Origin of the sequence: Actinoplanes sp. DH11 (assembly GCF_020873875.1) — a bacterium.
Classification (GTDB): Bacteria; Actinomycetota; Actinomycetes; order Mycobacteriales; family Micromonosporaceae; genus Actinoplanes.
In genome coordinates, this window is the sequence record NZ_JAHWGU010000012.1 from 18,629 (window position 1) to 45,571 (window position 26,943).

Genomic DNA, 26,943 nt, shown 5'->3' on the forward strand with positions numbered 1-26,943 from the left:
CCACCTCGCTGAGGTGGCCGTTCGCTGGTTGCGGGGAGACCTACGGGAACTCCATCCGCCTCGGGCGCGGGATCACCGGGGGCGGAAGCGGGAGGTCGTCGAGGTGACCCCAGTTGAGGGTGCCGTTGTCGGTCGATTTGACCTCGCCGAGGCAGGCTCGGAGCAGGCCCAGGTTGGGTGCGCCGGCGAAACCGGCGATGACCACCTCGGGTTTCGGTACGAGCTGTGCGATGGCCGCACAGATCTTGGACACTTCGCGCTCGTCGACCGCGTCCAGCGGGAGCGGGGCCTCGACCGGTGAGCGGCGCCACGGTGGGCCGAACCGGCGCAGCAGTTCGCGGGCGAGCCGGCCGAAGGAGCGGCCGACCTCCGCGTCCCGCATCGAGACCCGCGCCGACTGGCCGTAGCACCACGGCACGACTATGTGCCCGTTGATCAGCACCAGTTGGTACACCGAGCGCGGGACCGCGATGATCTCTGCCCCCGGCAGGGTGCCGAGGAAGAGGACCAGTTCCTCATAGGGCAGAGGCCAGCGCGGGTTCGCGAGCACACGTTCCATCGTCTGAGTCATCGCTGGATGAGCGTGTACCTCGCGGTCGATCGCGGTGCTCAGGGCCTCGGGGACCCGGGTCCACAACTCGTCGGCAACCTCGTCACCGAACTGTTCGATGAGCCAATCACTCGGACCGACGAGAACGTCTGGGCGCATTCCCCACCACCACCGTCCGTGTTCCTGACGTCACTGCTGGCTAGAAGAGTTGCACTTCCGATGATCGACTGGAAGGGGTCACGGCGAGATCACAAAAACAATCGTGAATGAAATGCCGCATGTCGATCAACGGTGGGCCACGACGCTGGAGCAACGGGTCACGAAGCGCCGGAATCTGCAACTTGCGCATATGGACCGAGAGCGCAACTTGCAGGGCGCTTTCGCTATTCACCCGTACCGAATATTGAAGCCGAGAGTTATTTCGGATACATGACAGTGAGGCGAACATCACCTCACACAGCGTGATCAAATGCCGGTTAACCTGGACCGGAGAGAGGCTTTGGATCACCTGTACGGCCACCCGCGGCGCCGGCCGGGCACTCTCAGCGGGTGCTGCAAGTCCGCGTGCTCCGCTTGCATCTCGATCCGCCCGGCGCTGGCCCTCGGGGGCCATGAGATCGCCGGGACAGTCGCGATCAAGCAAGTGTCGGATTCCCGTCAGATCATCCACGGTGTGGGACGGCAGGCATCGGGGCCGGCTCGTCCGCGTCCGAAACGTGGGCCGACCGCCATTCCGGCCGCAGATGCCATTCCGAAGAAGTGCGGCGCGAACCATTCTCGGCGTCCTTGCTGAAACGAATAAGTGGGCTTCACGAAATGCCGTACCGGTGCTGCACAAATTGCCCCGAAGACACCTCGACCTCATCACTCGTCGCGGACGGTGACGACGGACGTGGTGGCAGGGGGGTCCGGGCGGGCCCCTCAGGTGCACCGGGAATGCCGAGCGTGACTCACGTAAGAACGTGAACCAGTCACCCTTCTCGGCTCACGAACCGGAATTGGCGGGGCGGTCACCGGAACTCAGCCGTACGGGGCTTGTTCAGCAGCGTCTACGGTGTCCCAGGAGTGCTCGAAATCCATCGGTCGCAGCCGCCATTCGCGCAGCACCACGAGCAGTTCCGCCTCGTCGGCCGCTTCGGCGTGCCGGAGACGGACGCCGCCGAGGCCCTGGTCGTACCCCTCCAGGCGGTCCGCCTCGAACTCCCAGTGGACGACCCGGAAGCTGCGGGCCGGATCGCTGCGCGGCCGGCCCGCCCGCAGCGCGGCCGCGTCCGCCGGCCCGGAGCTGGGAACGATGTGCACCAGCGACCAGCGGTGCGGTTGCGAAGCCGGCACGAGCACGCCCAGCCGGCGCCCCAGCCGGAGCGCCGCCAGCTTGCCGGCCGGCCAATCCCATCCACCCGCGTCCATGATGGCGGGCAGCCTACCCATCTCGGGCGCCGCATTCCCGGGTTTTCCCCGTACGGGCGCTACCGTGCCCGGGTGAGTGCGAACCCGACGACCACCCCGGCCGAGGAGGCCGCCACCGTCATCACGGCGGTGCTCGACGATCTGCGATCCGGTGACCGGCGCGGGGTGGTGGTCGACTCGCCGCCCGGCGCCGGCAAGTCGACACTCGTGGTGCGCGCGGCCGGCGAGGTGGCCGCGACAGGTGCTCCGCTGATGATCGTCGCGCAGACCAACGAGCAGGTCGACGACCTGATCGAGCGGCTCGGCGCCCGATCACCGGAGATACCGGTGGGCCGGCTCTCCGCGGTGGACTACGAGCCGTCGGCCCGGGTCCGGGCGCATCCGGCCTGCCGGGTGGCGGCAAAGGCGGGCGACCTGGGCTCACCGGCGGTCACCATCGGCACGGCGGCGAAGTGGGCCACGGTGACGGAGGGGACCTGGCCGCAGGCGATCGTCGATGAGGCGTACCAGATGCGGTCCGATGCCCTGCTCCGCGTCGCGCCCCGTTTCGAGCGCGCCCTCTTCGTCGGCGACCCCGGGCAGCTCGACCCGTTCTCCACCGTCGAGGTGGACCGCTGGGTGGGCCTCTCCTGGGACCCGATGCAGAGCGCCGTCGCCGTGCTGCTGCGCCACAACCCCGACCTGCCGGTGCACCGCCTGCCGGTCTCGTGGCGGCTGCCCGCCTCGGCCGCTCCGGTGGTGGCGGAGGCGTTCTACCCGTTCACCGGCTTCCGCTCCGGCACCGGTCCGGGCGACCGCACGCTCACCTTCACCCGGCCCGCCGCGAGCCCGCTGGACGAGGTGCTCGACACCGCGGCCGCGACCGGCTGGGGCCTGCACGAGTTGCCCGCCAGGTTCACCGTGCGGACCGACGCGGAGGCCGCCGCCGCCTGCGCGGCCCTCGCCACCCGCGCCCTGGACCGGGACGGGGTGGCCACCTCGGAGTCGGGCACCGGCCCGCTCACCGCCGACCGGATCGCCATCGGCGCCGCCCACCGGGACCAGGTCGCGGTGATCCGCTCGCTGCTGCCGCCGGAGGCCGCCGAGGTCACCGTGGACACGGCGAACCGTCTCCAGGGCCGGGAGTACGACCTGACCGTCGTCCTGCACCCGCTCTCCGGCCGGCGTGACGCCACCGCGTTCCACCTGGAGTCGGGGCGGCTCTGCGTGCTGACCTCGCGGCACCGGCACGCCTGCGTCGTGGTGGCCCGGGCCGGCATCGCCGAACTGCTGGACGCCCACCCGTCGACCGAGCCGGTGCACCTGGGAGTGCCGGTGAAGTTCCCGGACGGCTGGGAGGCCAACCAGTCGATGCTTGCGCATCTGCACCGGTGAGGAGCGGCATTCTGTCGTACGCTTGTTCTAATGTCGCTCACGGCCGCTCTGTCGTTCGCCCGGCACGGCATCCCCGTCCTGCCGGTGCACACGCCTGACCGCGGCGGCTCATGCTCCTGCGACAGGGGTGCCCGCTGTGACCGGCCCGGCAAGCATCCCCGGCTGCGCCACGGCGTGCGCGAGGCCTCCACCGACCCGGAGCAGATCACGCTCTGGTGGTCGCTCTGGCCGCGGGCCAACATCGGCCTGCGCACCGGCGTGCGGATGGACGTGGCCGACGTCGACTCGCCGGCGGGCTGGCACGGGCTCCGCCACCTGCTGGGCGACGACGTGCCGGCCGGTCCGCAGGTGCGCACCGGCCGGGGCGGCCGGCACCTCTGGTTCCGCCCGACCGGCTTCGGCAACCGGGTCGGCCTGCTGCCCGGGCTCGACTGGCGGGGCGCGGGCGGTTACGTGCTGGCACCGCCGTCGCGGCATGCCAGCGGCGTCGCCTACAGCTGGATCCGGCGGCCCACGGCGGGCCTGCCGCCCGGCCCGGCTCCGCTGCTCGCACTCGTCGAGGGCCCGGTGCCGGCGCCGGCACCGGCACCGCACCCGGTCGCCCACCCCGGCCGCTATGCGGAGGCCGCCCTCGATGCGGAGGCCGACCGGGTGGCCCGCGCACCGGTCGGCACACGGAACGACACGCTGAACCGGGCCGCGTTCGCGCTCGGCCGGTTCGTCGGCGCCGGCCTGCTCGATGCCGCGGCGGTCCGGCATGAGCTCACCGCGGCGGCACGGCACGCCGGGCTGGGGCACGCCGAGATCCGGGGCACGCTGCGGTCGGGGCTGACGGCCGGGCAGCGGCAACCCTTCGACAATCTCGGTCACCACGCGGCCTGAGGTTCGGCTCATACGCAGTCCGCCGAACGGCCCGGCATCGTACGCAAGGCTCCGCCGAGCGGCCCGGCCCCCACGCAAGCCGCCGCCACGCGGCCTGAGGTCCGGCTCGCACGGGTGAGGGTGGCCTCGTTTGGGGGTCCGGGTAGCCGTTCGGATCGGGTGAAACGGATGATCGGGTCGGCTCGGAACGGTTTCCGCGTGACCGCCGCCGGTAGCCTGGCGAGCGGACCGGGGGGCGATGGTGCTGCAGTGGGACGTGATCGGCGACGCCGGGCGCAGTGTACTCGCCGACCCGCCACGCCTGCGTTCGGTGCGGCGGATCATCGCGGGTCCCCGGCCGGACGAGGCGTTCGACCGGCTCGCCATGCTCGTCAACAAGCTGGTCGACGCGCCGATGGGCGTGGTCAGCCTGGTCGACGTGGACCGGCAGCATCTGGCCGGGCACGTCGGTGTCCCGGACCCGCTGGGCACGGTCCGCGAGATGCCGCTCACCCACTCCTTCAGCCGGCACGTGGTCGTCGCCGGCGAGATGCTGGCGATCTCCGACGTGCGTGCCGACCCGCGCACGCGGGACAACCCGTCGATCCAGGAGCTGGGCGCGCTGGCCTACGCCGGAGCGCCGATCACCGACCCGGACGGGCTGATCGTGGGCGCGCTCTGTGCGATCGACCGGGAGCCGAGGGTCTGGACGCCGAGTGAGATCACCCTGATCCGGGAGCTGGCCGAGGTCTGCTCGTCGGAGGTCTGCCTGCGGATCGCCCGCGCCGCGGCCGACGAGGCACGCCAGGGCGCGGAGTCGGCGCACCAGCAGTTGGAGGTGCTGGCCGAGCTGACCGAGTCGCTGGCCGCGACGATGGACGTCGAGGAGGCGATGCGGCGGCTCGGCGACGTCGTCACGACCCGGCTTGCCGACTGGTGCGTGGTCACGGTCACGGACGGGCCACGCGGCCCGGCACACGTCTCGGCCACCCATCGGGACCCGGCCCGCGCCGCCGACATGGCCCGCCTCGCCGAGCTGGGCGTCCGCTCCCGGGCCGACCTGCGCGCGATGGTCCGTGCCGTCCGCCGGACCCGGGCGCTGCGCACCACGGACGGCGCCGCCGACCTGCAGAGCCGGCTTCACGACGCGGAGCTGGCCGAGATCACCGCGCGGGCCGGGTTCGGCGCCTCCCTGCTGGTGCCGATCACGTCGCCGGTGCGGCAGCCGGCGTTCGGCGCGGTGCTGCTGGTGAAGGAGCCGGAGCGGGCGGCGTTCACCGCGGCTGAGGAGCGCACCGCCGCGGAGATCGGCCGCCGGGCCGGGCTCGCCGTGGAGAACAGCCGGCTCTACCGCGAGCAGCGGCACGTCGCCGAGGTTCTTCAGCGCAGTCTGCTCACCGAGTTGCCGGTCATCCCCGGTGTCGGCCTGCACGCGCGGTACGTCCCGGCGCAGGACGGCACGGCGGTCGGCGGTGACTGGTACGACGCTTTCGCCCAGCCGGACGGCAGCGTCGTCGTGGCGGTGGGCGACGTGGCCGGGCACGACATCGAGGCGGCGGCCACGATGGGGCAGATGCGCAATCTGGTGCGCGGGAACGCGTACGGGCGTCTCGACGACCCGGGTGTGCTGCTCTCCGACCTCGATCAGGCGTTGCAGGGTCTGCGGGTGCCGGGTGCCGCGACCGCCGTGCTGGCCCGGGTGTGCCGTTCGTGGTCGGGGTGGTCGGTGAGCTTCGCCAGCGCCGGGCATCCGCCGCCGTTGCTCCTGCTGCCGGACGGCACGGTGCAGACATGGTGGGTGCCGCCGGAGCCGCTGCTCGGCCTGCCGCCCCGGGAGCCGCGCAGCACGAGCCACCGGTTCGTGCCGCCCGGGTCGACGCTGGTGCTCTACACCGACGGCCTGGTGGAGGACCGGGAGCGCCTGCTCGACGAGGGCGTCGCGGCCATCGCCGAGGTGTTGCGGGCCGGTGCCGGGCTGCCTCCGGACGAGCTGTGCGAGCGGCTGCTGGCCGCGGCGACATCCGGCAACGACGACATCGCGCTGCTGCTGGTCGGGCTGGACTGAGCGTCGCCGCCCCGCAGACGCCGAGCGCCGACGCCCGCAGACGTCGGCCCAGCGCCGCCGCCGCGCGCCATCAGTCCGCGGCGGCGGACAGGTCGGTGGCGTCGGACGGGTCGGTGGCCGGCTCCGGTGGGCCGCCGTGCGTCCACGGGGTGTCGGACGGGTCGGGCAGGGAACCCCCGGGCCGGTACGCCTCGCTCAGCGTCGTCAGCACCAGCCGTTCGCCCACCTCGGGCACGCTCCCCGGCTCGGCGACCAGTTTGCGCCCCATCCCGCCGGAGAGTTCGAGCAGCACGTCGAAGCCGTCCCCGGCCGGTGCCACCGAGACCACTCGCGCCTTCTGCGCGGTCCGGGCCGGCGAGGTGAGGGAGGTACCGGGTTCCATGCGGACCGGCTCGGTGGTGTGCACCATGATCCGCGGACGGAGCACCGGCCGTTTGCCGCGGTCGTCCACCCGGTTCGGGTTGGCCAGGGTCACCACGCCCGCGAAGGCGGCGCCGGAGAGCCGGTACTCGGCGAGCACCAGCGGGTCGTCGAAGGCACGTTGCACCGCGTACCGGGCGGCCGCGCTCTCCAGCCGCTGCAGCCGGGCGGCGGCCGCGACCGCGCCGTCCCGCCGGGGCTGCGGTGCGCCGCCCTCGGCGACGTACTCCGCGAACGCCGTGTAGGCGTCCCGGTCGGAGTCCCAGCGCAGCCGCACCCGCTCCCCCGCCGGCAGCCGGCGCAGCAGGTTCAGGGTCCGCCACATCCGGTCCCAGGTGGGCAGCAGCAGTTCCCGCAGCACCTCGGGAAGTTCCGGCGCGGACCGTTCGATCAGTGGCGCCAGCACCCGGTTGTCGAAGTCGGGGTCGGTGGCCGGGCCGGCGACCGGCCCGTTCTCCGCCTCGCGGGCGGCGGCCGCACCGGACTCGATCCAGGCCAGCAGCGCGCCGAGTTGCGCGTCCTCGGCGCTGCTCTGCCCGGTGGCCCAGTGCAGGGTGAGCGCTTGGACGGCGGTGAGCAGCAGGGACGAGCCGGGCACTTCGGCGCTGCCGGCCAGATAGGTGAGCCAGCGGCCGAGCAGTGGCACGCCGGCGGGCACCGGGTGTTCGCCGTCGACGGTCCGGAACCGGGTGGAGCGCCCGAGCAGCCGCAGGAAGTCGACGCCGGCGGGGTTGGGCAGCCAGATCTGCGGCGCGTCCAGGTAGCGCAGCCGGACGTCCTTGCCCCGGTCGACCGGGACCTCCTCGGTCTCGGTCGCGAACGACTCCAGGTACGGCAGGAGTTCCTCAGCCAGGTCGGCGAAGAAGGCGAACCGGTCGTCCCGGTTGCGCGGCTGCCGCACCACGAGGAGCCGGGGTGACGCCGGTTCGGTGCCGATCATGGCGGCGAGCGGCGCGTTCGCCTCGCCCGCCATGGCGATCGGGATGAGCACCAGCGGGTGGTCGTGCACGTGCAGATGGCGCACGGTGGCGATGGGCTGTGCCCGGCCGGCCGCGACCGCCTGCGCCCGGGCCAGCGCGGTGAGGGTGCTCAAGAAGTGGCCGCCAGCGCCTCGGTGCGCAGCCGCAGGGCGGCCCGCAGCAGCGCCGCCGCCTCGGTCTGTTCCTCGCTGGGCTCGCGGCGGCCGGCCGCCAGGTCCAGCACCTCGGTGACCGTCTCGATGCCGCCGAGCGCCTCGCGGACGGTCCGGCCCAGCGCCGCGGTGCCGCCGGTCGCCTCGTGCCGGCAGTAGACGGAGAGTTCGCAGGCGGAGAGGCACTCCGGCGCGTACCGCGGCTCGATGTGCCGCAGAGCCGTGATCAGCTGCTCGGGGTCCAGCGCGAGGTCGAAGCTGACGCCCTCGGGGAGCGCCTCGATCAGCGCCGTGACCGAGGAGAGCCGGGACAGTTGCCGGCGCAGGGTGGAGAGTTGTTTGCGGACGTCGAGCACGACGGCCTTCGGGTTCAGCGAGAAGTTCTCCGGGCAGACCAGCACCACCTCGTGGCTGACCAGCGCCGGGTCCTGACCGAGGCGTTCGAGGAGTTCGCGCAGGGCGAGCACGTAGACGGCGGCCTGCACCGCGGCCGCCGAAACCTTGGCGCTCTCCGCCTGGTCGTCGACGATCGCGAACGACTTGATCTCGACGACCTGGAGGCGGCCGTGGTGGGCGTAGGCGACCAGGTCCGGTTCGAGGTAGACCGTCTGTCCCGCCACGTCGAGGGTGAGCAGCGGGTGGTCGATAAGCGCGGCCTGCGCGTCGGTGAGCACCCGGACGGTCCGCGCGTGCCGGTCGCCGAGCGAGTCCGCGTTGAGGTCCTGGTAGCCGACGGCGTCGTCGGCACCGAGCACCGACCGCAGCAGGGCGCAGTCGTCGGCCTTGAGCATCGCCTCGAAGGCGTTGCCGCGGGAGAGCGCGAAACGGGACTGGCCGAAGCTGCCCGGGAAGCCGAGCCGGTCGGCGAGGCCGAGTTTGTCGACCCCGGCGGCGTCGAGCACGGCCCGCCGGGAGCAGCCCGGGTTGCCGGTGAGCGCGGCGATGGTCCGCGCGTTGTGCCGTTTGGCTTTCGCGGCGCCGCGAAGCTGATCGAGCCGGTCGTTCGTCAAGGCCGCACTCCAAGGGAAGTCAAGGCCGCACTCCAGGGGAAAGTCAAGGCCGCGCTCCAGGGGGAAGCTGGGGACCAACTGTAGATCTTCACACAGGCGCTTCCCCACGTTTCACCCTCGAGAGGTGAAGGAAACGCACGTATCGGACATGAACGCCGGAGCGCGCTACGTTCGAGGCATGCCGAAGGCCATCTGGAACGACGAAGTGATCGCGGAAAGCGACGACACCGTGGTTGTCGAGGGCAATACGTACTTCCCCCTCACCAGCGTGCGGGAGGACGTGCTCGTCCCCTCCGAGACGCACACCGTCTGCCTGTGGAAGGGCAAGGCGTCCTACTACTCCCTGCGCGCCGACGGGCACACCGCGCCGGATGCCGCCTGGTATTACCCCGACCCCAAGCCGGACGCCTCCGCGGTGCGCGACCGTGTCGCGTTCCGCAAAGACGTCCGCGTGGAAGCCTGACCGGATCCTGACGGAGGCCCGCTCACGTGATGCGGGGGTGGGCCTCCTCGATCGCACCGACCTCCAGATAGTCCAGCATGTCCTGCTGCTCGGCCGCGTCGAGCGCACCGAACGCCGCGTAGGCCTCGTTCCGCGCGTGCCCGGTCTCCGCCGCCAGCAGCGCGATGATCGCCGACCAGGCCAGCGACACCCGGTCGAAGAGCCGCGCCCGGCGCAGCGACGTCAGCCGCGACAGCATCCCGACCCGGGTGGCCGCGTCGTCGTCGGTCGGCACCCGGTCGCAGAGCTCGAAGAGCGCCTTCCCCCGGTACGGATGTTCGGCCTCGACCATCCGGGCCAGCTCGGTGTTGCTCATCCGGTCCACGGGCGGCGCCGGGCCGCGCCGCGGCAGCGACGGGGTGGGTTCACCTGGCACGACTGTCACGTCCACTCTCATATCCGTTGCCCGGCGGCTGATGCGGCAACGTCGGGGTGTTCTGGAACGACGGGAACGGCGGTGGCGCCGGCATCACCGGCTCCTCCGGCACGGTCCGGAAGCGCTGGGTGAAGCTGTCCAGCACCGCCTTGCCGGTCTCGGTCTCCGCGCCCACCGTGTCGGCTATCGCGGCCTCCACCTGATCGGCCAGCCCGGACTGCGCCCGCCGGATGGTTCGCAGGATCTCGACGGCCAGCCCGGCGCCGCCCAGGGCGAGCGCCTCGTCGGTCACTTCCAGCCCGGTGACGTTCCCGGAACTCGACACGGTTACCGCGACGGCGCCCCCGGCACCATTGGCCGACGCACTCAGCGTCGCGACCCGGTCTGCCAGCGCGGCGGCCGCACCCCGGGCCCGGGGCACGCCGCTGTCGGCGCCTGGCTCTGCACCCAGCACGATTTCGCCCTCCGTTACCGCTTGCGGTGGTGATGTCCCATGAGATCACGGCACCGCAAGCCCTCGCGAGCACCCACGGTAGTGACTCCCGCCCGTCACCCGACCCGGCGACCGCCGTAACCTTGCGGCAACGCATCGATCGAGACCGAGCCAGCACCGGAGGGAACGCTCGTGGACGCAGGCCAGGACGGCGGGGGGACGCCGGCCGAGTGGCGATCCGTGATGATCGACCTGTCCGGTTCCGCGCTGGCAGATCTCGTCGCGACGGACGTGGCCGAGGACGACGACTCGGCTCTCGCGCACGCGCTGCGCCGCGTCACCGCCGAGTTGGAGCGGCCCGGTGAACCGATCGCCGGTTTCAACTCCGCGATCTGAATGAGCCCGCGTCACTTCACCCTGACCGACGCCGCGTTCGCCTCGCTGGGCGCCGGTCGCCCGGACCCCGGCACCCTCGGCACCCTGCTGCGCGCGCAGCTCAGCCGCAACCTTCTCCTGCTGCGCGAGGTCCGCCGCCGGCAGATCGCCCCGGCCTGGTTCGACCGGCTCGGCGCGACCGGCCCGGACGACGCGAAACACCTGATCACGGATCCGATGACCGGGCTCTGGGCGGCCCGGGCCCTGCGCGCCGGCGACGCGGCGGATCATCCGCGTCCGGGCGGGCATCGGCTCACGGCCGTCCATCACGGCCTGACCCTGGGCGTACGGGTGGAGGACGCCGACCCGCTCCGCGAAGGCTTCGGTCTCCCGCCCGCCGAGGACCACGGAACCGCCGCCCTGTCCCGGTGGCAGACCCTGCTGGACGAGGCCTGGCTGACCCTGACATCCCGGCACCGGCCGGCCGCCGAGGTGCTCGCCGCGGTGCTCCGGGTGATCGTCCCGGTCCGGCCCGACCCGGCCGCCGAGGGGATCAGCGCGACCTCGTCGGAGGCGTTCGGCGCGGTCGCCCTCTCCGCGCCCGCGGACGCCGCGGCCCTCGCCGTGGGCCTGCTGCACGAGACCCAGCACAGCGTGCTCAACGCCGTGAACCTGCTGTTCGAACTGGTTCACCCGGGTGGCCCGGCCGGTTACTCGCCGTGGCGGGACGACCCCCGGCCGGCCGCGGGTGTGTTGCACGGCGCCTACGCCTATCTGGCGGTGACCCGGTTCTGGCGTGCCGAGCTGGCGCACTCCGGTGACCGGGGTGCGGCGTTCGAGTTCGCGCGGTGGCGGGTCGCCGTGGCCGACGCGGCCGGGCGGCTGCTCGACGGCGGCGAGCTGACCGCGGCGGGCACCCGGTTCGTGACCGCGCTGCGCGCCGAGGTGCGGCCGTGGCTGGACGAGCCGGTCGACGGCGAGGCGGTCCGTCTCGCCGACCTGGCCCGCACCGACCACCACCTGCGCTGGCGGCTGCGGAACCTGACGGTGCCCCCGGAGCACACCGCCGAACTGGCGCGCGCGTGGCGGGCCGGGCGGCCGGCGCCCGCGGTGCCGTCGGTTCCGGCGCGGGGCACCGGCCGGGCGCTGGAGAACAGCCCCCGGCTGCGTCTGATCCGGTCGCATCTGCGGAACCCCGGCACGGCGGCCGTGCCGGACGCACGGGACACGGCGGGGGACGTCGCGTGTGTGCGCGGGGACCGGGTGACCGCGCTTCACGCGTACCACCGGGATCTGCGAGAGGAGAGGGACCGGGATCCGGCCTGGTCGGGCCTCGCCCTGGTCTCCCCGCACCGGGGCCTGCGCTGTCGCCCGGAGGTGGTGAAGGCGGCCGCGCTGGCCGTGCCGGAGGCGGACGTCGACGCGCTCGCCGATTGGCTGTCCGGATAACTCATCTGCACCGCCTCCGGACCGATGTGACTCGCCGGAGGTGGATCGTGGGTCGTAATGCTCTGCTGGAACGGGCGCGTCACGGTGTCGACGACATCGTGCTCGTCGCCTCGCTGGTGCTTCTGGCCTGGCCGCCCGCCGGTGCTCAGCACCCGGCCGGCCCGGTTGCCGGTGTCGTGCCGCTGCTCGCCGCGGTCTGCCTCGGCCTGGCCGTCCTGCTGCTCGACCGCGGCCGCCGGGTGCTGCGTCACGTGGTGACCGGAGCCGCACTTGTCACGGCCGGTCTGCGTCAGACGCACGACGGCCTCACGCCGGCTGCGATCTCCCTGGTGCTGCTGGTGGCGATCGGTGTGCTGGTCCGCGAGTTCCTCGGCAGCCGGGTCGAGTCCGACCTGAGCCGGCAGCAGATCCTGCTGTCGCAGCACGAGTACCGCGACCCGCTGACCGGGCTCGGCAACCGGCGGATGTTCGTCGAGTACGCCGACGGCGTGCTCACCGAACCGGCCCGCAACCGGGCCGCCGTGATCATCGTGGACCTGGACGGCTTCAAGGGCGTCAACGACTTCCACGGGCACGCCACCGGTGACGAACTGCTGCGCGCCGCCGCCGAACGGCTCGCCACGAACGTCCGCGCCGGCGACACGGTGGCCCGCCTCGACGGTGACGGGTTCGCGGTGCTGCTGCCCGGCGTCGAGGACGAGCACGCGGCGCTCGCGGTGGCCGAGCGGGTGCTGGTCGAGCTGCACCGCCCGCTGGTCGTGGCCGGCGTGCCGATGAGTGTGCGGGTCAGCGCCGGCGTCGCGATCTCCGGCGGCGACGACGACCTGGACGCGGTGCTGCGCCGCGCCGACCAGGCCCTGTTCCGGGCCAAGCAGGAGGGCGGCGGGATCGCCCGGCGGTTCGACCCGGTGCTCTTCGCCGCCGCCGAGGCCCGCCGCCTCGCCGAGGCCGACCTGATGCGCGGGCTGGAAGCCGGCGAGTTCGAGGTCTACTACCAGCCGATCGTCGACCTCGACGGCGGTGAGCAGACGGTCGGTGTGGAGGCCCTGATCCGCTGGCGGCACCCGGACCGCGGCCTGATCGCGCCGGCCGGTTTCCTGGACCTCGCCGAATCCCTGGGCCTGCTGCCCCGGATCGGGGGCTGGGTTCTGGAGGAGTCGTGCCGGCAGGCGATCGGTTGGCAGCACCGGTTCCCCGGCTTCGAGCTCAACGTCAACCTGTCCGCGTCGCAGCTGGGCAACCCCCGGCTGATCGACGAGGTCCGGGCGATCCTGGACCGTACCGGCCTGCCGCCGCAGGACCTGGTGCTCGAGCTCACCGAGTCGGTGGCGCTCACCGACCTGGAGGAGTCGGCCCGGGTGCTGGGCGCGCTGAAGGCGCTCGGCGTCCGGCTCGCCCTCGACGACTTCGGCACCGGCTTCTCGTCACTGAGCCACCTCAGCACCCTGCCGGTCGACGTCGTCAAGATCGACCGCTCGTTCGTGCAGGCCATGCCGGCCAGCGGCGGCGCCTCGGTGGCCGAGGCGGTGCTGCACATCGCCCGCACCTTCAACCTGGCGCCGGTCGCCGAAGGGGTCGAGGACGCCGCGCAGGCGTCCTGGCTGCGGGAACTCGGCGCCGGCCGGGCACAGGGCTACCACTTCGCCCGGCCGATGCCGGCGGGCGAGGTGACCGAGCTGCTGGACAAGCAGGCCGCCATCGAGATCAAGATGACGGCCTGACCCCGTCCCCCGTTTCGGCAGCTCCAGCCTGTCTCGGCAGGCTGGAGCGTGTTCGGCAGGCTAGAGCGGCGGCAGGTCGATGTCGGTCTCCAGCCGCTCACCGGCGGCGGTCCTGCGGAACACCGGATGGCCGTCGCCGAACGCTTTCGCCAGCTCGTCGAGGGCCTGCCGCTGGGCGGCCTCGTCGCCGTCGCCGAGCGCCAGGTTCCACGCGCAGGCCACGGTGTCCGGGTGGTCCGGGCCGCGCACCGACCGGGACCGGCGCAGGGTGTCCGCGGCCAGCTCCCGGGCCGGTTGTGCCTCACCGGCCGCGGCGAGGTCGGCGGCGAACCCGTTCGCGCAGCTGAGCGTGAACGGGTGGTCGGGGCCGACGCTGCGGCGCAGACCGCTGAGCACCTCGTTGTCGATGGTGCGCGCCTCGGCGTACCGCCCGGCGGCCCGCACCACGGCGGCCAGCCCGGCCGAGGCCGCCAGGGTGAACGGGTGCTCGTCGCCGAGCACCGCGTGGTACCGGATCACGGCTCGTTCCAGCAGCTCGTGAGCGCCGTCCAGGTCGCCGTCGGCGCGGGCGCAGTGTGCCAGCGAGACGGCGGCCGCGAGCGTGTCGACGCTCAGGTCACCGAACTTCTGCCGGCAGGCCGCGAAGTTCGCCGCGGCCAGGTCCCGGGCCCGTGGCTCGCCGCGGCGGCGGGCGGCCATCGCGGCGAACCGGCCGGCCCAGAGCGCGAACGGGTGATCCGCCGGGACACGACCGGTCGGGCCGCCCTCGAGCAGGGCTGCGGCGCCGGCGTAGTCGCCCAGCCCGTACAGGTCGAAGGCGAGACCGGTGCGTGAGGACAACGTCTCCGGGTGACCCTCCACGAAGATCGCCTGCCGGTGCCGGAGCGTCTGCTCGTCGAGCGACCGCGCGCCCCGGAAGTCGCCGAGCAGCCGCAGGTCGGCCGCGAGATTGTTGGCGCAGCGCAGCGCGGTCGGGAAGCTCTCGCCGAACAGGCGCCTGTACCGCACCAGGTTGTCCGCGTCCAGCTGCCGCGCCTGCCCGAAGTGGCCCTGCATCCGCAGGTCGCCGCCGACACTGTTGGCGGTGGCCAGGGTCGCCTCGTCGTCGGCGCCGAACACCTCCCGCTGGGTGCGCAGCGTCTGCAGGTTGAGGTTGCGGGCGTCGGCCGTGCGGCCCACCGCCCGCAACGCGTTCGCCAGGTGGAACGCGGCCAGCAAAGTCTGCTCGGCGGTCTCGCCGAGCGCGTCGCGCCAGCGGGCCACGGCCGAGGACGCCAGATCCCGGCTGGAGTCGTAGTCACCGCGGGCGAAGTGGAACCGCACGCAGTTGACGACCAGCTGCCGGACCTCCTCCGCGTCGCCGCCGAGCAGGTCGGAGTGGATCAGGTGCGGGGCGAGCTCGGCGTACCTGTACCAGCCGGCCGGGTTGTCCGGGTCGCCCGGGTCGGCGGCCGCCAGCATCCCGCGGACGGTCCGCAGCAGCGTGGCGTGCCGCTCCGAACTGAGTTCCTGCCCGAACATGCCCCGGACCAGCGGGTGCACGGTGAGGCTCTCGCCGGCCGGGTCGAGGTCGGCCAGACCATACCGGCTGATCCGGCGCATCGCGGCACGCAGCCGGCGCTCCACCCGCACGGTCCGGCCCAGCTCGCCCTCCAGCGGCAGGGTGCGAGCCGCCCAGAGCAGCCGCCACGAGATCGGCGCGCTGGCCAGGAAGGTGCAGAGCTCGAGCAGCGCCCGGTCGGCCGGCGCGTTCTCGCCGAGCGCTTCGGCGGCCAGGCCCCAGGCGACCCGGATCGGGGTGGGGAAGGCCAGCTCGGCGGCGCGCACCTCGTAACGGCGCAGGTAGTCGGCGAGCGGCCAGCCGGCCGCCTCGCGGACCGCGGCGGCGAGGTCGAGGGCCATCGGCACGTCGTCCAGCCGGGACGCCAGCAACTCGGCGTCGGTCGTGGACAGCTCCGGCGCCCGGCTCCGCAACAGGTCCACACTGTCCGCCCGGTCGAAGACCGGCACCGGCATCGCCTGCGCCACCTCGGCCGTCCAGCGCGGGTTGCGGCTGGTCACCAACACGTGCCCGGCGCCGCTCGGCAGGTACGGCATGATGTCCTCGGGCCGGTTCGCGTTCTCGAACACGACGAGCCAGTTGCGGAACGGCTCGCCGCGGCTCAGCGCGTCACGCACCGCGCCGAGGGTCCGGTTGAGATCCCGGGCCTCGGGCACGCCGAGCTGCTGGGCCAGCCCGGCAAGAGCGGCGCGCATCCCGGCGTTCTGCTCGGCCGGGATCCACCAGACCAGGTCGTAGGAGTCGGCATGGCGGTACGCATATTCCACCGCCAGCTGGGTACGCCCAGTGCCGCCGAGTTGGTGCTCCGGGCTCGGCAGCAACACCACCGGACCATTGCCGAGCAGGCCACGCACCCGGGTCAGCAGCTCTTCGCGGCCCACGAAGCGGGGGTTGCGCGGCGGCAGGCCGCCACGGATCGGCACACTGTGCTCCTCACGTGTTGGTGATGCCGATTACCGTACGTGGAAGCCCCGCCAACGCAAAGCGGGCACGCGACCGAGACGGAAGGCCCACCGTGACCGACGAGATCGTGACGAGTCTGGATGTGGCCGACGGCACGGCCACCGTGTCGCTGCACGGTGAGATAGACATCCTCACGGTGGAGCGGCTGCGGATGGTTCTGGGTGACGCGGTGGCACGCCGGCCGGAGCGGATCGTGGTGGACATGGCCGGGGTCGCGTTCATCGACTCGACCGGGCTGGGCGCGCTGATCTCCGGTTTCCAGCGCGCCCGGGACGCCGGGATCCGCTTCTGCCTGACCCGGCCCGGTGACAACGTGCGGCAGATCCTGGTGCTCAGTGGACTGCTCGAGGTCGTCGAACTGATCCCGTGACCGGTCAGCCCTGCGCGGGGAGGCTGTGCGCGGGCAGGCTCTGCGCGGGGACGGCCAGCCCGATTCCTGGGGCGATCGGCCGGAGGCGCTTGCCGGCGAAGAGCATCAGGCTCAGGATCGACGCGAGGATCGCCAGCGCCCCGGCGCCGTACCACGCGGCGGTGTAGGTGCCCAGCTGGTCCCGGACCAGCCCGGCCGCGGTCGCGGCCGCCGCCGCGCCGAACTGGTGCGAGGCGAAGACCCAGCCGAAGACGATCGGACCGGCGGCTCCGAAGTACTCCCGGCACAACGTCACGGTCGGCGGCACGGTGGCCACCCAGTCCAGGCCGTAGAAGAGGATGAAGACCAGCATGCCCGGGTGCGCGGTGGCGGCCAGGATGGACGGCAGCACCAGCAGCGACAGGCCACGCAGGAAGTAGTAGCCGCCGAGCAGGATCCGGCTGTCCACCCGGTCGGTCAGCCAGCCGGAGGCGATGGTGCCGGCGATGTCGAAGAGACCGACGAGCGCGAGCAGCCCCGCCGCGGTGGTCTGCGGCATCCCGTGGTCGTGTGCGGCCGGGATGAAGTGGGTGCCGACCAGCCCGTTCGTGGTCGCCCCGCAGATCGCGAACCCGCCGGCGAGCAGCCAGAAGGCCCGGGTCCGCGCGGCGTCACGCAACCCGCGCAGGGCGTTGCGCGCGGCGCCGCCGACCGGCTTCGCCGGACGCGCGATCTCTTCGGTGCTGCCGAGGGCGGTCACCCCCAGGTCGGCCGGGTGGTCGCGGAGGCGCCAGGCGATGAGCGGTACGACCAGGAGCGCCGCCACCGAGACGGTCAGCGCGGCCGTCCGCCAGCCGTCCGACACCGCGATCCGGGAGAGCACCGGCAGGAAGATCAGGTTGCCGGTGGCGCCGCCCGCGGTGAGCACCCCGGTGACCAGGCCCCGGTGCTTGACGAACCACCGCCCGGTGATGGTGGCGACGAATCCCAGCGCCAGCGACCCGGTGCCGAGCCCGACCAGGACACCCCAGCAGAGGATGAGCTGCCAGCTGTGCTCCATCCACAGGGTCAGGAAGGAGCCGGCCGAGACGAGCAGCAGCGCCGCCATGGCGACCCGGCGGATGCCGAACCTGTCCATCAGCGCGGCGGCGAACGGCGCGGTCAGGCCGTAGAGCAGCAGGTTCACCGAGACCGCGGCCGAGATGGTGCCCAGCGACCAGCCGAACTCGTCGTGCAGCGGCTGGAGCAGGACGGACGGGGTGGCCCGGAAACCCGCGGCACCGATCAGCGCGATGAAGGTCACCGCGGCCACGATCCAGGCGGGATGGATTCGTCTCACGGCACAGATTCTGCGCAACCCGGGTACGCCCGGACGAGTGGCCGGGAGGCCATGATGCGCAAAAATCGAGCCATGATTCCCCGGGCGCCCCACCTCATCGGCATTCTCGTCCTCGACGGCGTCGTCCCGTTCGACCTGGGCGTGGTCCCGCAGGTCTTCGGTGCCGCCCGGGACGCCGCCGGCAACCGGCTCTACGAGGTCGTCGTCTGCGGTGCCGGCCCGTCGCTGACCGAGGCCGGCTTCACCATCGTCCCCGCGTTCGGGCTGGCCGAGCTGGCCCGGGCCGACACGGTGGTGGTGCCCGGCATCCACAGCGGCGGCCCGGTCATCGACGGCACGCTGCCGCCGGACGTCCGGGCGGCGCTGCTGGCCGCCGCCGGCCGGGGCGCCCGGATCGTCTCCATCTGCACCGCCGCCTCGGTGCTCGCCGCGGCCGGGCTGCTGGACGGGCGCCCGGCCGCCACGCACTGGGCCTGGGCGCAGCGGATCGGCGGGCTCTATCCGCAGGTCGACTGGGATTTCGACGTGCTCTTCGTCGACGACGGCGACGTGCTGACCTCGGCCGGCGTCGGCGCCGGGGTGGACCTCTGCCTGCACATCGTGCGCAGCGACCACGGCGCCGAGGTGGCCAACCGGGTGGCCCGCCGCTGCGTGGTGCCGCCGTGGCGGGACGGCGGGCAGGCCCAGTTCATCGAGCGGCCGGTGCCCGCGACCACCGGCAGCGGCACCGAGGCAACCCGGGCCTGGGTCCTCGACCGGCTGGCCGAACCGGTGAGCCTGGAGGAGATGGCCGGGCACGCCCGGATGAGCGTGCGCACCTTCACCCGCCGGTTCCGCGACGAGACCGGGCTCAGCCCGCGGCAGTGGCTGCTGCGGCAGCGCGTGGAGCACGCCCGGATCCTGCTGGAGTCGACCGACCTGGCCGTCGAGGCGGTGGCCCGCCGTGCCGGGCTCGGCAGCGCGACCGCACTCCGGCAGCATCTGCACGCCACGATCGGAGTGGCGCCTTCGGCGTACCGCAGGACGTTCCGGCACGCCGGGTGACACGGCACACGCTCAGATGCCCGGCGGAGTGTCCGATGGGGTTCTTGTAACGCCTCGTTCCGCCCGGCTGAGGAATCCATGGATCAAACCTTCCGCCCGCTCCTCGAAGCCCTCAAGCAGATCGGCGTCGACCCGCAAGCGGTCGATGCGGCTGCCGAGGAGGCGCAGCGCAGCGGACGGCCGGTGCGAGCCGTACTGATCAACGATCAGGTGGTCACCGAGGAGCAGCTGACCCAGGCGGCCGCCGCCGCGTTCGGCATCAACACCCTCGACCTGGTCGGTTTCACCCCGGACCCGGCCGCGCTCAAACGCATCCCGCTGCCGGTGGTGCTCCGGCACCGGGTGCTGGGTCTCGCCATCAGCAACGGCGAACTGGTCGTCGGCGTGACCGACCCGGCCGACGTGGTGGCGCTCGACGACGTCCGCGCCGCGACCGGCATGACGATCCGCCCGGTGGTGGTGGCCCGCAGCGAGGTCCGCCGGATCATCGAACGCCTCCAGCGGGAGGGCGCCGACCTCGGCGACCTGGCCGACGACGCGCTCGACGACCAGGCCGTGATGTCGGCGCAGGCCACCAGCGCCGACGACGCGCCGATCGTCCGCTACGTGAACAGCCTGATCGAGCAGGCCATCACGAACCGCGCCTCCGACCTGCATCTGGAGCCGACCGAGGACGACATGCGGGTGCGATACCGGATCGACGGCGTCCTGCACGAGCTGGACATCGTGCCGCGCGGCGTGATGGCCGCGCTGACCTCGCGCATCAAGATCATGTCGGGCGTCGACATCACCGAGAAGCGGTTGCCGCAGAACGGCCGGATCAGCGCGCAGATCCGGGACCGCACGGTCGACCTGCGGACGGCGACGCTGCCCACGGTCTGGGGCGAGAAGATCGTGCTCCGCGTCCTGGACACCGGCGGCATCGACCTGGACCTGGCCAAGCTCGGTTTCACCCAGCACAACCTGGAACGCTTCAGCGCCTCCTTCAGCAAGCCGCACGGCATGGTGCTGGTCACCGGACCGACCGGTTCCGGCAAGTCCACCACGCTCTACGCCACTCTCGGCAAGATCAGCCGGCCCGAGATCAACGTGATCACCGTCGAGGATCCGGTCGAGTACCGGCTGCGCGGCATCAACCAGGTGCAGGTCAACGCGAAGGCCGGCCTCACCTTCGCGGCGGTGCTTCCGGCGATCCTGCGTACCGACCCGGACGTGGTCCTGATCGGTGAGATCCGGGACGGCAACACCGCGCAGATCGCCGTCGAGGCCGCGCTCACCGGTCACCTGCTGCTCTCCACGCTGCACACCAACGACGCGCCCGGCGCGGTAACCCGGCTCACCGAGATGGGCATCGAGCCGTTCCTGGTCGGTTCGTCGCTGGACTGCGTGCTGGCCCAGCGCCTGGCCCGGCGGATCTGCGACTGGTGCAAGGAGGCGTACGCGCCGACCGAGGAGGAGGTCCTGGCCGCGAACTGGCCGCTCGAGGACCTGGCCTTCCCGCAGGTGCTCTACCGGCCGGTCGGCTGCCGCAACTGTGCGAACACCGGATACAAGGGCCGGATCGCGCTGCACGAGGTGATGCCGATCAGCCCGGAGATCGAGTCCCTGACCATCAAACGGGCCTCGGCCGGCGAGATCCGCGAGGTCGCGCTGGCCCAGGGGATGTACGAGCTGCGCGCCGACGGCCTGGCCAAGGCCGCCGGCGGGCTGACCTCGTTGCGGGAGGTCTCCCGGGTAGCCGTTTAGCACCTATATGGCTACTAAAGGTCGTCCTGACGATGCCGATTCAACTGGCGTCGGGACGAAGAGAGGACTGGAGCGGGAAATGGACACGATCGAGCAGGTTCGGCAGCCGGGAACGGCCGCCACCTCGGACGATCTGGACGTGCTCGACCAGTTGCTCGTCACCCTGGTGGAGTCGCGCGGTTCCGACCTGCACCTGACGGTCGGCTCACCGCCGATGATGCGGGTGGACGGCGCACTGCGGCCGGTACCCGGCTACGGCAAGCTGAACGCCGCCGACACCGAGTTGCTGGCCCGCGCCGCGGTCAGCCCGGAACAGTGGGAGACCTTCCAGCGCGAGCAGGAGATGGACTTCGCGCACAGCATCGTGGGCGTCTCCCGGTTCCGCGGCAACCTCTACCGGCAGCGAGCCTCCTGCGGCGCGGTCTTCCGGGCCATCCCGCACAAGATCAAGCCGCTGGACGAGCTCGGCATGCCGGAGTCGGTGGCGCGGTTCGCGCACCTTCCCCGCGGCCTGGTGCTGGTCACCGGCCCGACCGGGTCCGGCAAGACCACCACTCTGGCCTCACTGCTCGACCTGGCGAACCGCAGCCGCGCCGACCACATCATCACCATCGAGGACCCGATCGAGTTCCTGCACCCGCACAAGCGCAGCGTGGTCAACCAGCGCGAGGTGGGGGCGGACACCGAGAACTTCGCCAGCGCGCTCAAGCACGCGCTGCGGCAGGACCCGGACATCATCCTCGTCGGCGAGCTGCGTGACCTGGAGACGACCGCGACGGCGCTGACCGCCGCGGAGACCGGCCACCTGGTGCTGGCCACGCTGCACACGCAGAGCGCCACCCAGACCATCGACCGGGTCATCGACATCTTCCCGCCGCACCAGCAGCTCCAGATCCGCGCCCAGCTGGCCGCCAGCCTGCAGGGCGTGATCACCCAGGCCCTGGCGCCGCGGGCGGACGGCAAGGGCCGCGTCGTGATCGCCGAGATCCTGACCGCCACCCCGGCCATCCGCAGCCTGATCCGCGAGGGCAAGTCGCACCAGATCCCGTCCTTCATGCAGTCCGGCAGCAGCGAGGGCATGCTCGCCTTCGACCAGCACCTGGCCGAGAAGGTCCGGGACGGCTCGATAAGCATGCAGACCGCGCTGGAGATCAGCCACTCACCGGACGAACTCAAGCGGCTCGTGGGACGGGCGTGATCCGATGCCGGCAACCAAGACCTTCAACTACAACGCGATCGACGCGCACGGCAAGCAGTCCAAGGGCACCATCGAGGCACCCAACGAGGCCGCTGCCACACACATGCTGCGCCAGCGTGGTGAGGTCCCGCTCGGGCTGACCGAGGCCGGGCAGGGCCTGCAACGCGAGCTCAAGATCCCTGGGCTGGGCAACCGGGTCAAGCTCAAGGACCTCGCGGTCTTCGCGCGGCAGTTCGCCACCATGACGGCGTCCGGCATGTCGCTGCTGCGTTCGCTGTCGATCCTCGAGGAGCAGACCTCGGCACCGCCGCTGAAACGTGCGATCGCCGAGGTGCGCACCGACGTGGCCGGCGGCGCGGGGCTCTCCGCGTCGATGGCCAAACACGAACGGGTCTTCCCGCGCCTGATGATCGCCATGATCCGGGCCGGTGAGACCGGCGGCATGATCGACCAGGCGCTGGAACAGATCGCCCAGAGCCTGGAGAAGGACACCGCGCTCCGCGGCAAGATCAAGGGCGCGCTGACCTACCCCGCGATCGTGCTGGGCTTCACGTTCGTACTCATCGCGGCTGTTCTGATCTTCATCGTCCCGATCTTCGAGGCGATGTTCAAGAACCTCGGCGGCGAGCTGCCGGCGATCACCCAGTTCCTCGTCACGGCGAGCCACAACATGACGTGGATCGGTCCGCTGATCCTCGGCGTGGGCGCCGGCACGAGCTTCGCCTACAAGCGGCAGATGCGGTCCAGCGCCGACTTCCGGCTCAAGGTCGACCGGATCAAACTGCGCATGCCGGTCTTCGGGCCGCTGCTGCGCAAGCTGGCGATGAGCCGGTTCTCCCGCAACCTGGGCCTGCTGCTCAACGTGGGCGTACCGGTCATGCAGGCGCTGTCGGTGGTCGGCGAGACCACCGGCAACGAGGTCATCAACGTTGCCATGAAGGACGTGCAGGCCACCGTGCGCAACGGGCAGCCGATGTCCACGGCCCTGCGCAACCACAAGATCTTCCCCGAGATGGTCACCCAGATGATCGAGGTCGGTGAGGAAAGCGGCCAGATCAGTCAGATGCTGGAGAAGGTTGCCGACTTCTACGACAGAGAGGTCGACGAGGCTGCCGAGAGCCTGACCGCGTCGATCGAACCGATCATGGTGCTCGTGATGGGCGCCGTGGTCGGCGGCATGGTCGTCTGCCTCTACCTGCCGATGTTCACGATCTACCAGAACATCCAGACGAGCTGAACCGGCGCGCAGCGCAGCGTACGCCGCACCCGACCGCTCCCGACGGTCGTTCGCACCACCCCATCCCCACCCCACCCTCATTGCCCCTGGAGGCACCCCGAATGCAGGACGTCATCGCCAAGCTTCGCGCCAAGAAGAACGACGAAGGCTTCACGCTCATCGAGCTCCTCGTGGTCGTGGTCATCATCGGTGTCCTGGTCGCCATCGCGGTCCCGGTCTACCTGAACTACCGCCAGGGCGCGGCCGACAAGTCGGCCCAGTCCGACGTGCGCGGCGCGATCAGCGCGGTGGAGCAGTTCTACACCAACAACGGCAACGCCTACCCCGCCACCAAGGCCGAGGTCTCCGGCACCGCCACCACCCTGACGCTGACCGGGGCGTCCGGTGGCGCCGCCGGCGCCGCGACCGGCACCGACGCCACCATCACGCTCTCCGACAAGACCAAGCTCGGCTACGTGAACTCCGGCGACGGCACCTACAAGATCTGCGCCCTGAACGACGGCGGCAGCCCCAAGAAGTACTACCTGTACGACAGCAAGACCGGTGGCTCGGTGAAGACGATGACCGGCACGGTCAAGTTCGAAACCTGCACCGTCTGATCCCCGCTTCGGTCCCGGGCGTCCCCGCCCGGGACCGAAGTCCGCACGTTAACCCCGCGAACCGATAGGAACGACATGACGGAGACGCTGCTGCTGCTCTGGCTGGTCGGGGTGCTCGGGCTCGCGGTCGGCTCGTTCCTCAACGTGGTGATCTACCGGGTGCCACGCGGTGAGTCATTGATCCGGCCCGGCTCGCACTGCCCGCACTGCGGCACCGCGGTCCGGCCCCGGCACAACGTCCCGGTGCTCGGCTGGCTGCTGCTGCGCGGCCGGTGCGCCGACTGCGCGGCTCCGATAAGCGTCCGCTACCCACTCGTCGAGGCGGGGACGGCCGCCCTGTTCGTAGCGATCGGCGCCCGGTTCGGCTGGTCCTGGGAACTGCCGGCCTACCTCTACCTCGCGGCCGTCGCGATCGCCCTGGCTCTCATCGACCTGGACGTGATGCGGCTGCCCGACCGGATCGTCCTCCCGTCGTACGGTGTGGCAGTCGCCCTGCTGGTGCCGGCCTCCCTCGCCGCCGGTGAGATGGGCGCGGTGGTCCGCGGCCTGGTCGCGGCCGTCCTGCTCTACGCCTTCTACCTGGTCATCTCCTTCTGGGGGATGGGCGGCGGCGACGTGAAACTCGCCCCGCTGCTCGGCTTCTACCTCGGCTGGCTCGGCTGGGACGCCGTCGCGATCGGCGCGTTCGCCGGTTTCCTGATCGGCGGCCTGGTCGGTGCGGTGCTGCTCGCCCTCAAGCTGGCCGGTCGCAAGAGCCGGATCCCGTTCGGCCCGTACATGCTGGCCGGCGCCTTCCTCGCGGTCTTCGCGGGGGCGCCGCTCGGCGACTGGTACAGCAACCTGCTCCTCGCACCCACCCCGCTCTAACCCTCGTTCCGGAAGGAGAAAGCCGATGGCTGGCGCACCACCGATCGGGCTCGACATCGGCTCGTCCTCCATCCGGGCCGTCGAGGTCCGGCGCTCCAAGGACGACTACACGCTCACCAACTTCGGCCAGTACCCACTGCCCCCCGGCACCGTCTCCGGCGGCGTCATCCAGGACCCGGTCGCCGTCACCTCGGCACTCAAGCAGCTCTGGGCGGCCTGCCGCTTCGGCACCAAGAAGGTCAGCCTCGGCGTCACCAACCCGCAGCTCGTGGTCCGGGAGATGTCGATCGCGAACCTGCCGGCGAACCAGATGAAGCAGGCCCTGCCGTTCCAGGTGAAGGAGGCGCTGCCGCTGGCCGTCGAGCGCTCGCTGCTGGACTTCTACCCCCTCGAAGAGCCTGGCGACAACCCGACCGTACGCGGCCTGCTGATCGCCATGCCGAAGGAGGCGGTGCTGACCCTGGTGCAGTCCGTCGAGAAGGCCGGCCTCACCGTGACCGGCGTCGACCTGGCGTCGTTCGCGCTGCTGCGGGCCGCCTCCCGCCTGGACGCGCAGGTCGAGGCGATCGTCGACATCGGCGCCAACATCACCAGTGTCGTGGTGCACGCGGACGGCGAGCCGATCTTCGTGCGTACCCTGCCGCGCGGCGGCGCCGAGATCACCGAGAGCGTGGCGACCCGGCTCGGCGTCGACACGACCGAGGCCGAGGCGATCAAGTGCCGGCACGGGCTGCACGGCGACGGCAACCCGGACACCGTGGCGGCGCTCACCGACGCGGTCCGGCCCCTCTCCAGCGAGTTGCGCAGCTCCTTCACCTACCTGGCCTCCGGCGAACGGCAGAAGCAGGTCACCCGGGTGTCGCTCTGCGGCGGCAGCGCGCTGATGCCCGGCCTCGCCGAGCACCTCCAGGAGCAGCTCGGCGTCGCGGTGGTGTACGCGGACAGCACCGCCCGCCTGCGCGACACCCGAAAAGCCCGGGAGCGCGGTTTCGACAGTTTCGTGCCATCGGCCGCCGTGTCGATCGGCCTCACCCTGGGAGCGGCCCGATGACCACGGTCCTGATGCCCCTGGATCCCTCGGTCTCACCGCAGCAGGCGGCCCGGGTGCTCAGCATCCGCGCCGACCTGCTGCCGCCGGAGATCCGGGACGGCCGCCGGGCCCGGCGGACCCGCGGCCTCATCCTCGTCTCGCTGACCCTGGTGCTGGCCCTGCTCGGCAGCTGGTACTGGGTCGCCATCCAGGACCTGAACGACGCCCGCGCCGAGAACAACGACGCCTTCGTGCAGCTCACCGACGTGCAACGGGCGCAGCAGCGGGACCCCGAGGTGCAGACCCTGATCAAGTCGGAGAACGGCACGGCGCTGCTCACCAAGGAGCTCAAGGCGGTCCTCGTGAGCGACCTCTCCTGGGCCAACCTGCTCGACCTGATCCGCGACAGGGCCGTCGGCGAAAAGGTCACCGTCCGGGAGATCTCGGCCTCGCTCGACGACGACGTCGCGGCCGGCGCCACCTCCGTCGGCACCCTCACCGTCACCGGCAGGGCGGCGAACAAGAAGGTGGTCGCCGGTTACGTGGACGCGCTGAGCACCGACATCGAGGACGTCTCCAACCCGTTCGTCAGCAGCATCTCGAACACCGACGACGGGGTGTCCTTCAGCATCACCGTCACGATCACCAAGGAAGCCCTCTGCGGCCGCCTCGTCGACGAGGACCACGCCTGCCCGAGCGAAGGTAAATGATGACCGCGCGCCGTATCGACAGCATCTGGCTCATCGGTGGCCTCTCGCTGATCATCGTCTTCGTGGCCGCCGGCTGGTTCTTCCTGATCAAGCCGAAGTACGCCGAGGCGGACACCGAGCGGGAGCAGGCCGGCACCATCACGGCCCAGGTGAGCACCCTGAAGAGCAAGTACTCGCAGCAGCTGGCACGCGCCGAGGACCTGGACGAGTACCTGGCGAAGCTCGCCACCTACCAGGCCGCGCTCCCGAAGGGCAGCAAGAACAACGGCATCCCGGCGTTCCTGCGGGAGCTGCAGACCCTCGGCACCAAGCTCGACGTCGACGTCAGCGGCTACAGCGCGGCCGAGCCGCAGGACTCCGACGCGGCGGGCACCGTGCAGGAACTGCCGATCTCACTCAACGCGTCCGGCAAGGTCACGGACCTCAGCACGTTCCTGCGGCAGCTCCAGAACATCCAGCCGCGCGCCGTGCTGATCAAGAACGCGGCGCTGACGATCGGCGAAGACGGTAAGGGAGCGGTGTCGCTGTCCCTGAACGCCTTCATCACGTCCTCCGAGACGCAGAGCGTGGCCTCCCTCAAGAAAGAACTGGCGGAGGCCGGATCCTGATTGGCCCGCCCTCC

Annotated in this window: 25 protein-coding genes; 17 read left to right on the forward strand and 8 right to left on the reverse strand. The window is 71.8% G+C overall.

Annotated elements, in window-relative coordinates; genetic code table 11:
• Positions 1-40: 40 nt before the first annotated feature.
• Positions 41-709 carry a hypothetical protein gene (locus tag LPA41_RS18755; RefSeq protein ID WP_229071934.1) on the reverse strand — a complete coding sequence of 223 codons (669 nt, stop codon included), beginning with the start codon at positions 707-709 and terminating at the stop codon, positions 41-43.
• Between the two features lie 861 nt (positions 710-1,570).
• A complete protein-coding gene (locus tag LPA41_RS18760; RefSeq protein ID WP_229071935.1) occupies positions 1,571-1,960 on the reverse strand; it encodes a hypothetical protein in 390 nt (129 codons plus the stop codon).
• Positions 1,961-2,032: 72 nt separating this feature from the next.
• Between LPA41_RS18760 and LPA41_RS18765 the strand changes: the two genes are divergently transcribed.
• The 3 genes from LPA41_RS18765 (at position 2,033) to LPA41_RS18775 (ending at position 6,260) form a co-directional block, all read left to right on the forward strand.
• Positions 2,033-3,334 (forward strand): AAA family ATPase, encoded by a 1,302-nt coding sequence (locus LPA41_RS18765; RefSeq protein ID WP_229071936.1) that lies wholly within the window; start codon positions 2,033-2,035, stop codon positions 3,332-3,334.
• A gap of 30 nt (positions 3,335-3,364) precedes the next feature.
• Positions 3,365-4,216 (forward strand): bifunctional DNA primase/polymerase, encoded by an 852-nt coding sequence (locus tag LPA41_RS18770; protein WP_229071937.1) that lies wholly within the window; start codon positions 3,365-3,367, stop codon positions 4,214-4,216.
• Between the two features lie 238 nt (positions 4,217-4,454).
• Entirely contained in the window at positions 4,455-6,260 is a 1,806-nt protein-coding gene (locus LPA41_RS18775) for a GAF domain-containing SpoIIE family protein phosphatase (protein ID WP_229071938.1), read from the forward strand.
• A 70-nt stretch (positions 6,261-6,330) separates the two neighbouring features.
• Here LPA41_RS18775 and LPA41_RS18780 read toward each other — a convergent pair whose 3' ends face one another.
• Both LPA41_RS18780 and LPA41_RS18785 read right to left on the reverse strand, forming a co-directional pair.
• Positions 6,331-7,773, reverse strand: a complete 1,443-nt coding sequence (locus LPA41_RS18780; RefSeq protein WP_229071939.1) for a hypothetical protein — start codon at positions 7,771-7,773, stop codon at positions 6,331-6,333.
• Complete coding sequence (locus LPA41_RS18785) at positions 7,770-8,822, reverse strand: hypothetical protein (RefSeq protein WP_229071940.1); 1,053 nt, start codon at positions 8,820-8,822, stop codon at positions 7,770-7,772. The genes LPA41_RS18780 and LPA41_RS18785 overlap by 4 nt, the downstream gene beginning before the upstream one ends.
• A gap of 178 nt (positions 8,823-9,000) precedes the next feature.
• On the opposite strand from LPA41_RS18785, the gene LPA41_RS18790 reads away from it, so the two are divergent.
• A complete protein-coding gene (locus LPA41_RS18790) occupies positions 9,001-9,285 on the forward strand; it encodes a DUF427 domain-containing protein (protein WP_229071941.1) in 285 nt (94 codons plus the stop codon).
• Positions 9,286-9,307: 22 nt separating this feature from the next.
• On the opposite strand, the gene LPA41_RS18795 is transcribed toward LPA41_RS18790, so the two are convergent.
• Both LPA41_RS18795 and LPA41_RS18800 read right to left on the reverse strand, forming a co-directional pair.
• Positions 9,308-9,709, reverse strand: a complete 402-nt coding sequence (locus LPA41_RS18795) for a hypothetical protein (RefSeq protein WP_229071942.1) — start codon at positions 9,707-9,709, stop codon at positions 9,308-9,310.
• Positions 9,690-10,154, reverse strand: coding sequence for a YbaB/EbfC family nucleoid-associated protein (locus LPA41_RS18800; protein ID WP_229071943.1), 465 nt, complete (start codon positions 10,152-10,154; stop codon positions 9,690-9,692). The genes LPA41_RS18795 and LPA41_RS18800 overlap by 20 nt, the downstream gene beginning before the upstream one ends.
• A gap of 171 nt (positions 10,155-10,325) precedes the next feature.
• Here LPA41_RS18800 and fxsA point away from each other — a divergent pair, with 171 nt between their 5' ends.
• The 3 genes from fxsA to LPA41_RS18815 are packed head-to-tail and all read left to right on the forward strand — an operon-like array spanning position 10,326 to position 13,678.
• A complete protein-coding gene (fxsA, locus tag LPA41_RS18805; RefSeq protein ID WP_229071944.1) occupies positions 10,326-10,529 on the forward strand; it encodes an FxSxx-COOH cyclophane-containing RiPP peptide in 204 nt (67 codons plus the stop codon).
• Positions 10,530-11,957: an HEXXH motif-containing putative peptide modification protein gene (locus LPA41_RS18810; RefSeq protein WP_229071945.1), complete on the forward strand. Its 1,428-nt coding sequence runs from the start codon at positions 10,530-10,532 to the stop codon at positions 11,955-11,957.
• Between the two features lie 47 nt (positions 11,958-12,004).
• The gene (locus tag LPA41_RS18815) at positions 12,005-13,678 is read left to right on the forward strand and encodes a bifunctional diguanylate cyclase/phosphodiesterase (RefSeq protein WP_229071946.1); all 1,674 of its coding nucleotides are present in this window, start codon (positions 12,005-12,007) and stop codon (positions 13,676-13,678) included.
• A gap of 60 nt (positions 13,679-13,738) precedes the next feature.
• On the opposite strand, the gene fxsT is transcribed toward LPA41_RS18815, so the two are convergent.
• The gene (gene fxsT / locus LPA41_RS18820) at positions 13,739-16,162 is read right to left on the reverse strand and encodes an FxSxx-COOH system tetratricopeptide repeat protein (RefSeq protein ID WP_229071947.1); all 2,424 of its coding nucleotides are present in this window, start codon (positions 16,160-16,162) and stop codon (positions 13,739-13,741) included.
• Positions 16,163-16,254: 92 nt separating this feature from the next.
• On the opposite strand from fxsT, the gene LPA41_RS18825 reads away from it, so the two are divergent.
• Positions 16,255-16,572 carry an STAS domain-containing protein gene (locus tag LPA41_RS18825; RefSeq protein WP_229071948.1) on the forward strand — a complete coding sequence of 106 codons (318 nt, stop codon included), beginning with the start codon at positions 16,255-16,257 and terminating at the stop codon, positions 16,570-16,572.
• 4 nt (positions 16,573-16,576) lie between these two features.
• Here the strand turns inward: LPA41_RS18825 and LPA41_RS18830 are convergent, their stop codons facing one another.
• Entirely contained in the window at positions 16,577-17,890 is a 1,314-nt protein-coding gene (locus LPA41_RS18830) for an MFS transporter (RefSeq protein ID WP_229071949.1), read from the reverse strand.
• Positions 17,891-17,944: 54 nt separating this feature from the next.
• Here LPA41_RS18830 and LPA41_RS18835 point away from each other — a divergent pair, with 54 nt between their 5' ends.
• The 9 genes from LPA41_RS18835 to LPA41_RS18875 all read left to right on the forward strand — a co-directional run bounded on the left by LPA41_RS18835 (position 17,945) and on the right by LPA41_RS18875 (position 26,929).
• Complete coding sequence (locus LPA41_RS18835) at positions 17,945-18,934, forward strand: GlxA family transcriptional regulator (RefSeq protein ID WP_229071950.1); 990 nt, start codon at positions 17,945-17,947, stop codon at positions 18,932-18,934.
• Positions 18,935-19,012: 78 nt separating this feature from the next.
• Entirely contained in the window at positions 19,013-20,680 is a 1,668-nt protein-coding gene (locus LPA41_RS18840; RefSeq protein WP_229071951.1) for a GspE/PulE family protein, read from the forward strand.
• Between the two features lie 79 nt (positions 20,681-20,759).
• Positions 20,760-21,878, forward strand: a complete 1,119-nt coding sequence (locus LPA41_RS18845; protein ID WP_229071952.1) for a type IV pilus twitching motility protein PilT — start codon at positions 20,760-20,762, stop codon at positions 21,876-21,878.
• Between the two features lie 4 nt (positions 21,879-21,882).
• A complete protein-coding gene (locus tag LPA41_RS18850; protein ID WP_229071953.1) occupies positions 21,883-23,115 on the forward strand; it encodes a type II secretion system F family protein in 1,233 nt (410 codons plus the stop codon).
• Positions 23,116-23,216: 101 nt separating this feature from the next.
• On the forward strand, positions 23,217-23,714 hold the full coding sequence (locus tag LPA41_RS18855; protein WP_229071954.1) for a prepilin-type N-terminal cleavage/methylation domain-containing protein: 498 nt from the start codon (positions 23,217-23,219) through the stop codon (positions 23,712-23,714).
• A 75-nt stretch (positions 23,715-23,789) separates the two neighbouring features.
• On the forward strand, positions 23,790-24,581 hold the full coding sequence (locus LPA41_RS18860) for an A24 family peptidase (protein ID WP_229071955.1): 792 nt from the start codon (positions 23,790-23,792) through the stop codon (positions 24,579-24,581).
• A 25-nt stretch (positions 24,582-24,606) separates the two neighbouring features.
• The gene (pilM, locus tag LPA41_RS18865) at positions 24,607-25,632 is read left to right on the forward strand and encodes a type IV pilus assembly protein PilM (RefSeq protein WP_229071956.1); all 1,026 of its coding nucleotides are present in this window, start codon (positions 24,607-24,609) and stop codon (positions 25,630-25,632) included.
• Positions 25,629-26,321 carry a PilN domain-containing protein gene (locus tag LPA41_RS18870; RefSeq protein ID WP_229071957.1) on the forward strand — a complete coding sequence of 231 codons (693 nt, stop codon included), beginning with the start codon at positions 25,629-25,631 and terminating at the stop codon, positions 26,319-26,321. The genes pilM and LPA41_RS18870 overlap by 4 nt, the downstream gene beginning before the upstream one ends.
• On the forward strand, positions 26,321-26,929 hold the full coding sequence (locus LPA41_RS18875) for a type 4a pilus biogenesis protein PilO (RefSeq protein ID WP_229071958.1): 609 nt from the start codon (positions 26,321-26,323) through the stop codon (positions 26,927-26,929). The genes LPA41_RS18870 and LPA41_RS18875 overlap by 1 nt, the downstream gene beginning before the upstream one ends.
• Positions 26,930-26,943 lie beyond the last annotated feature (14 nt).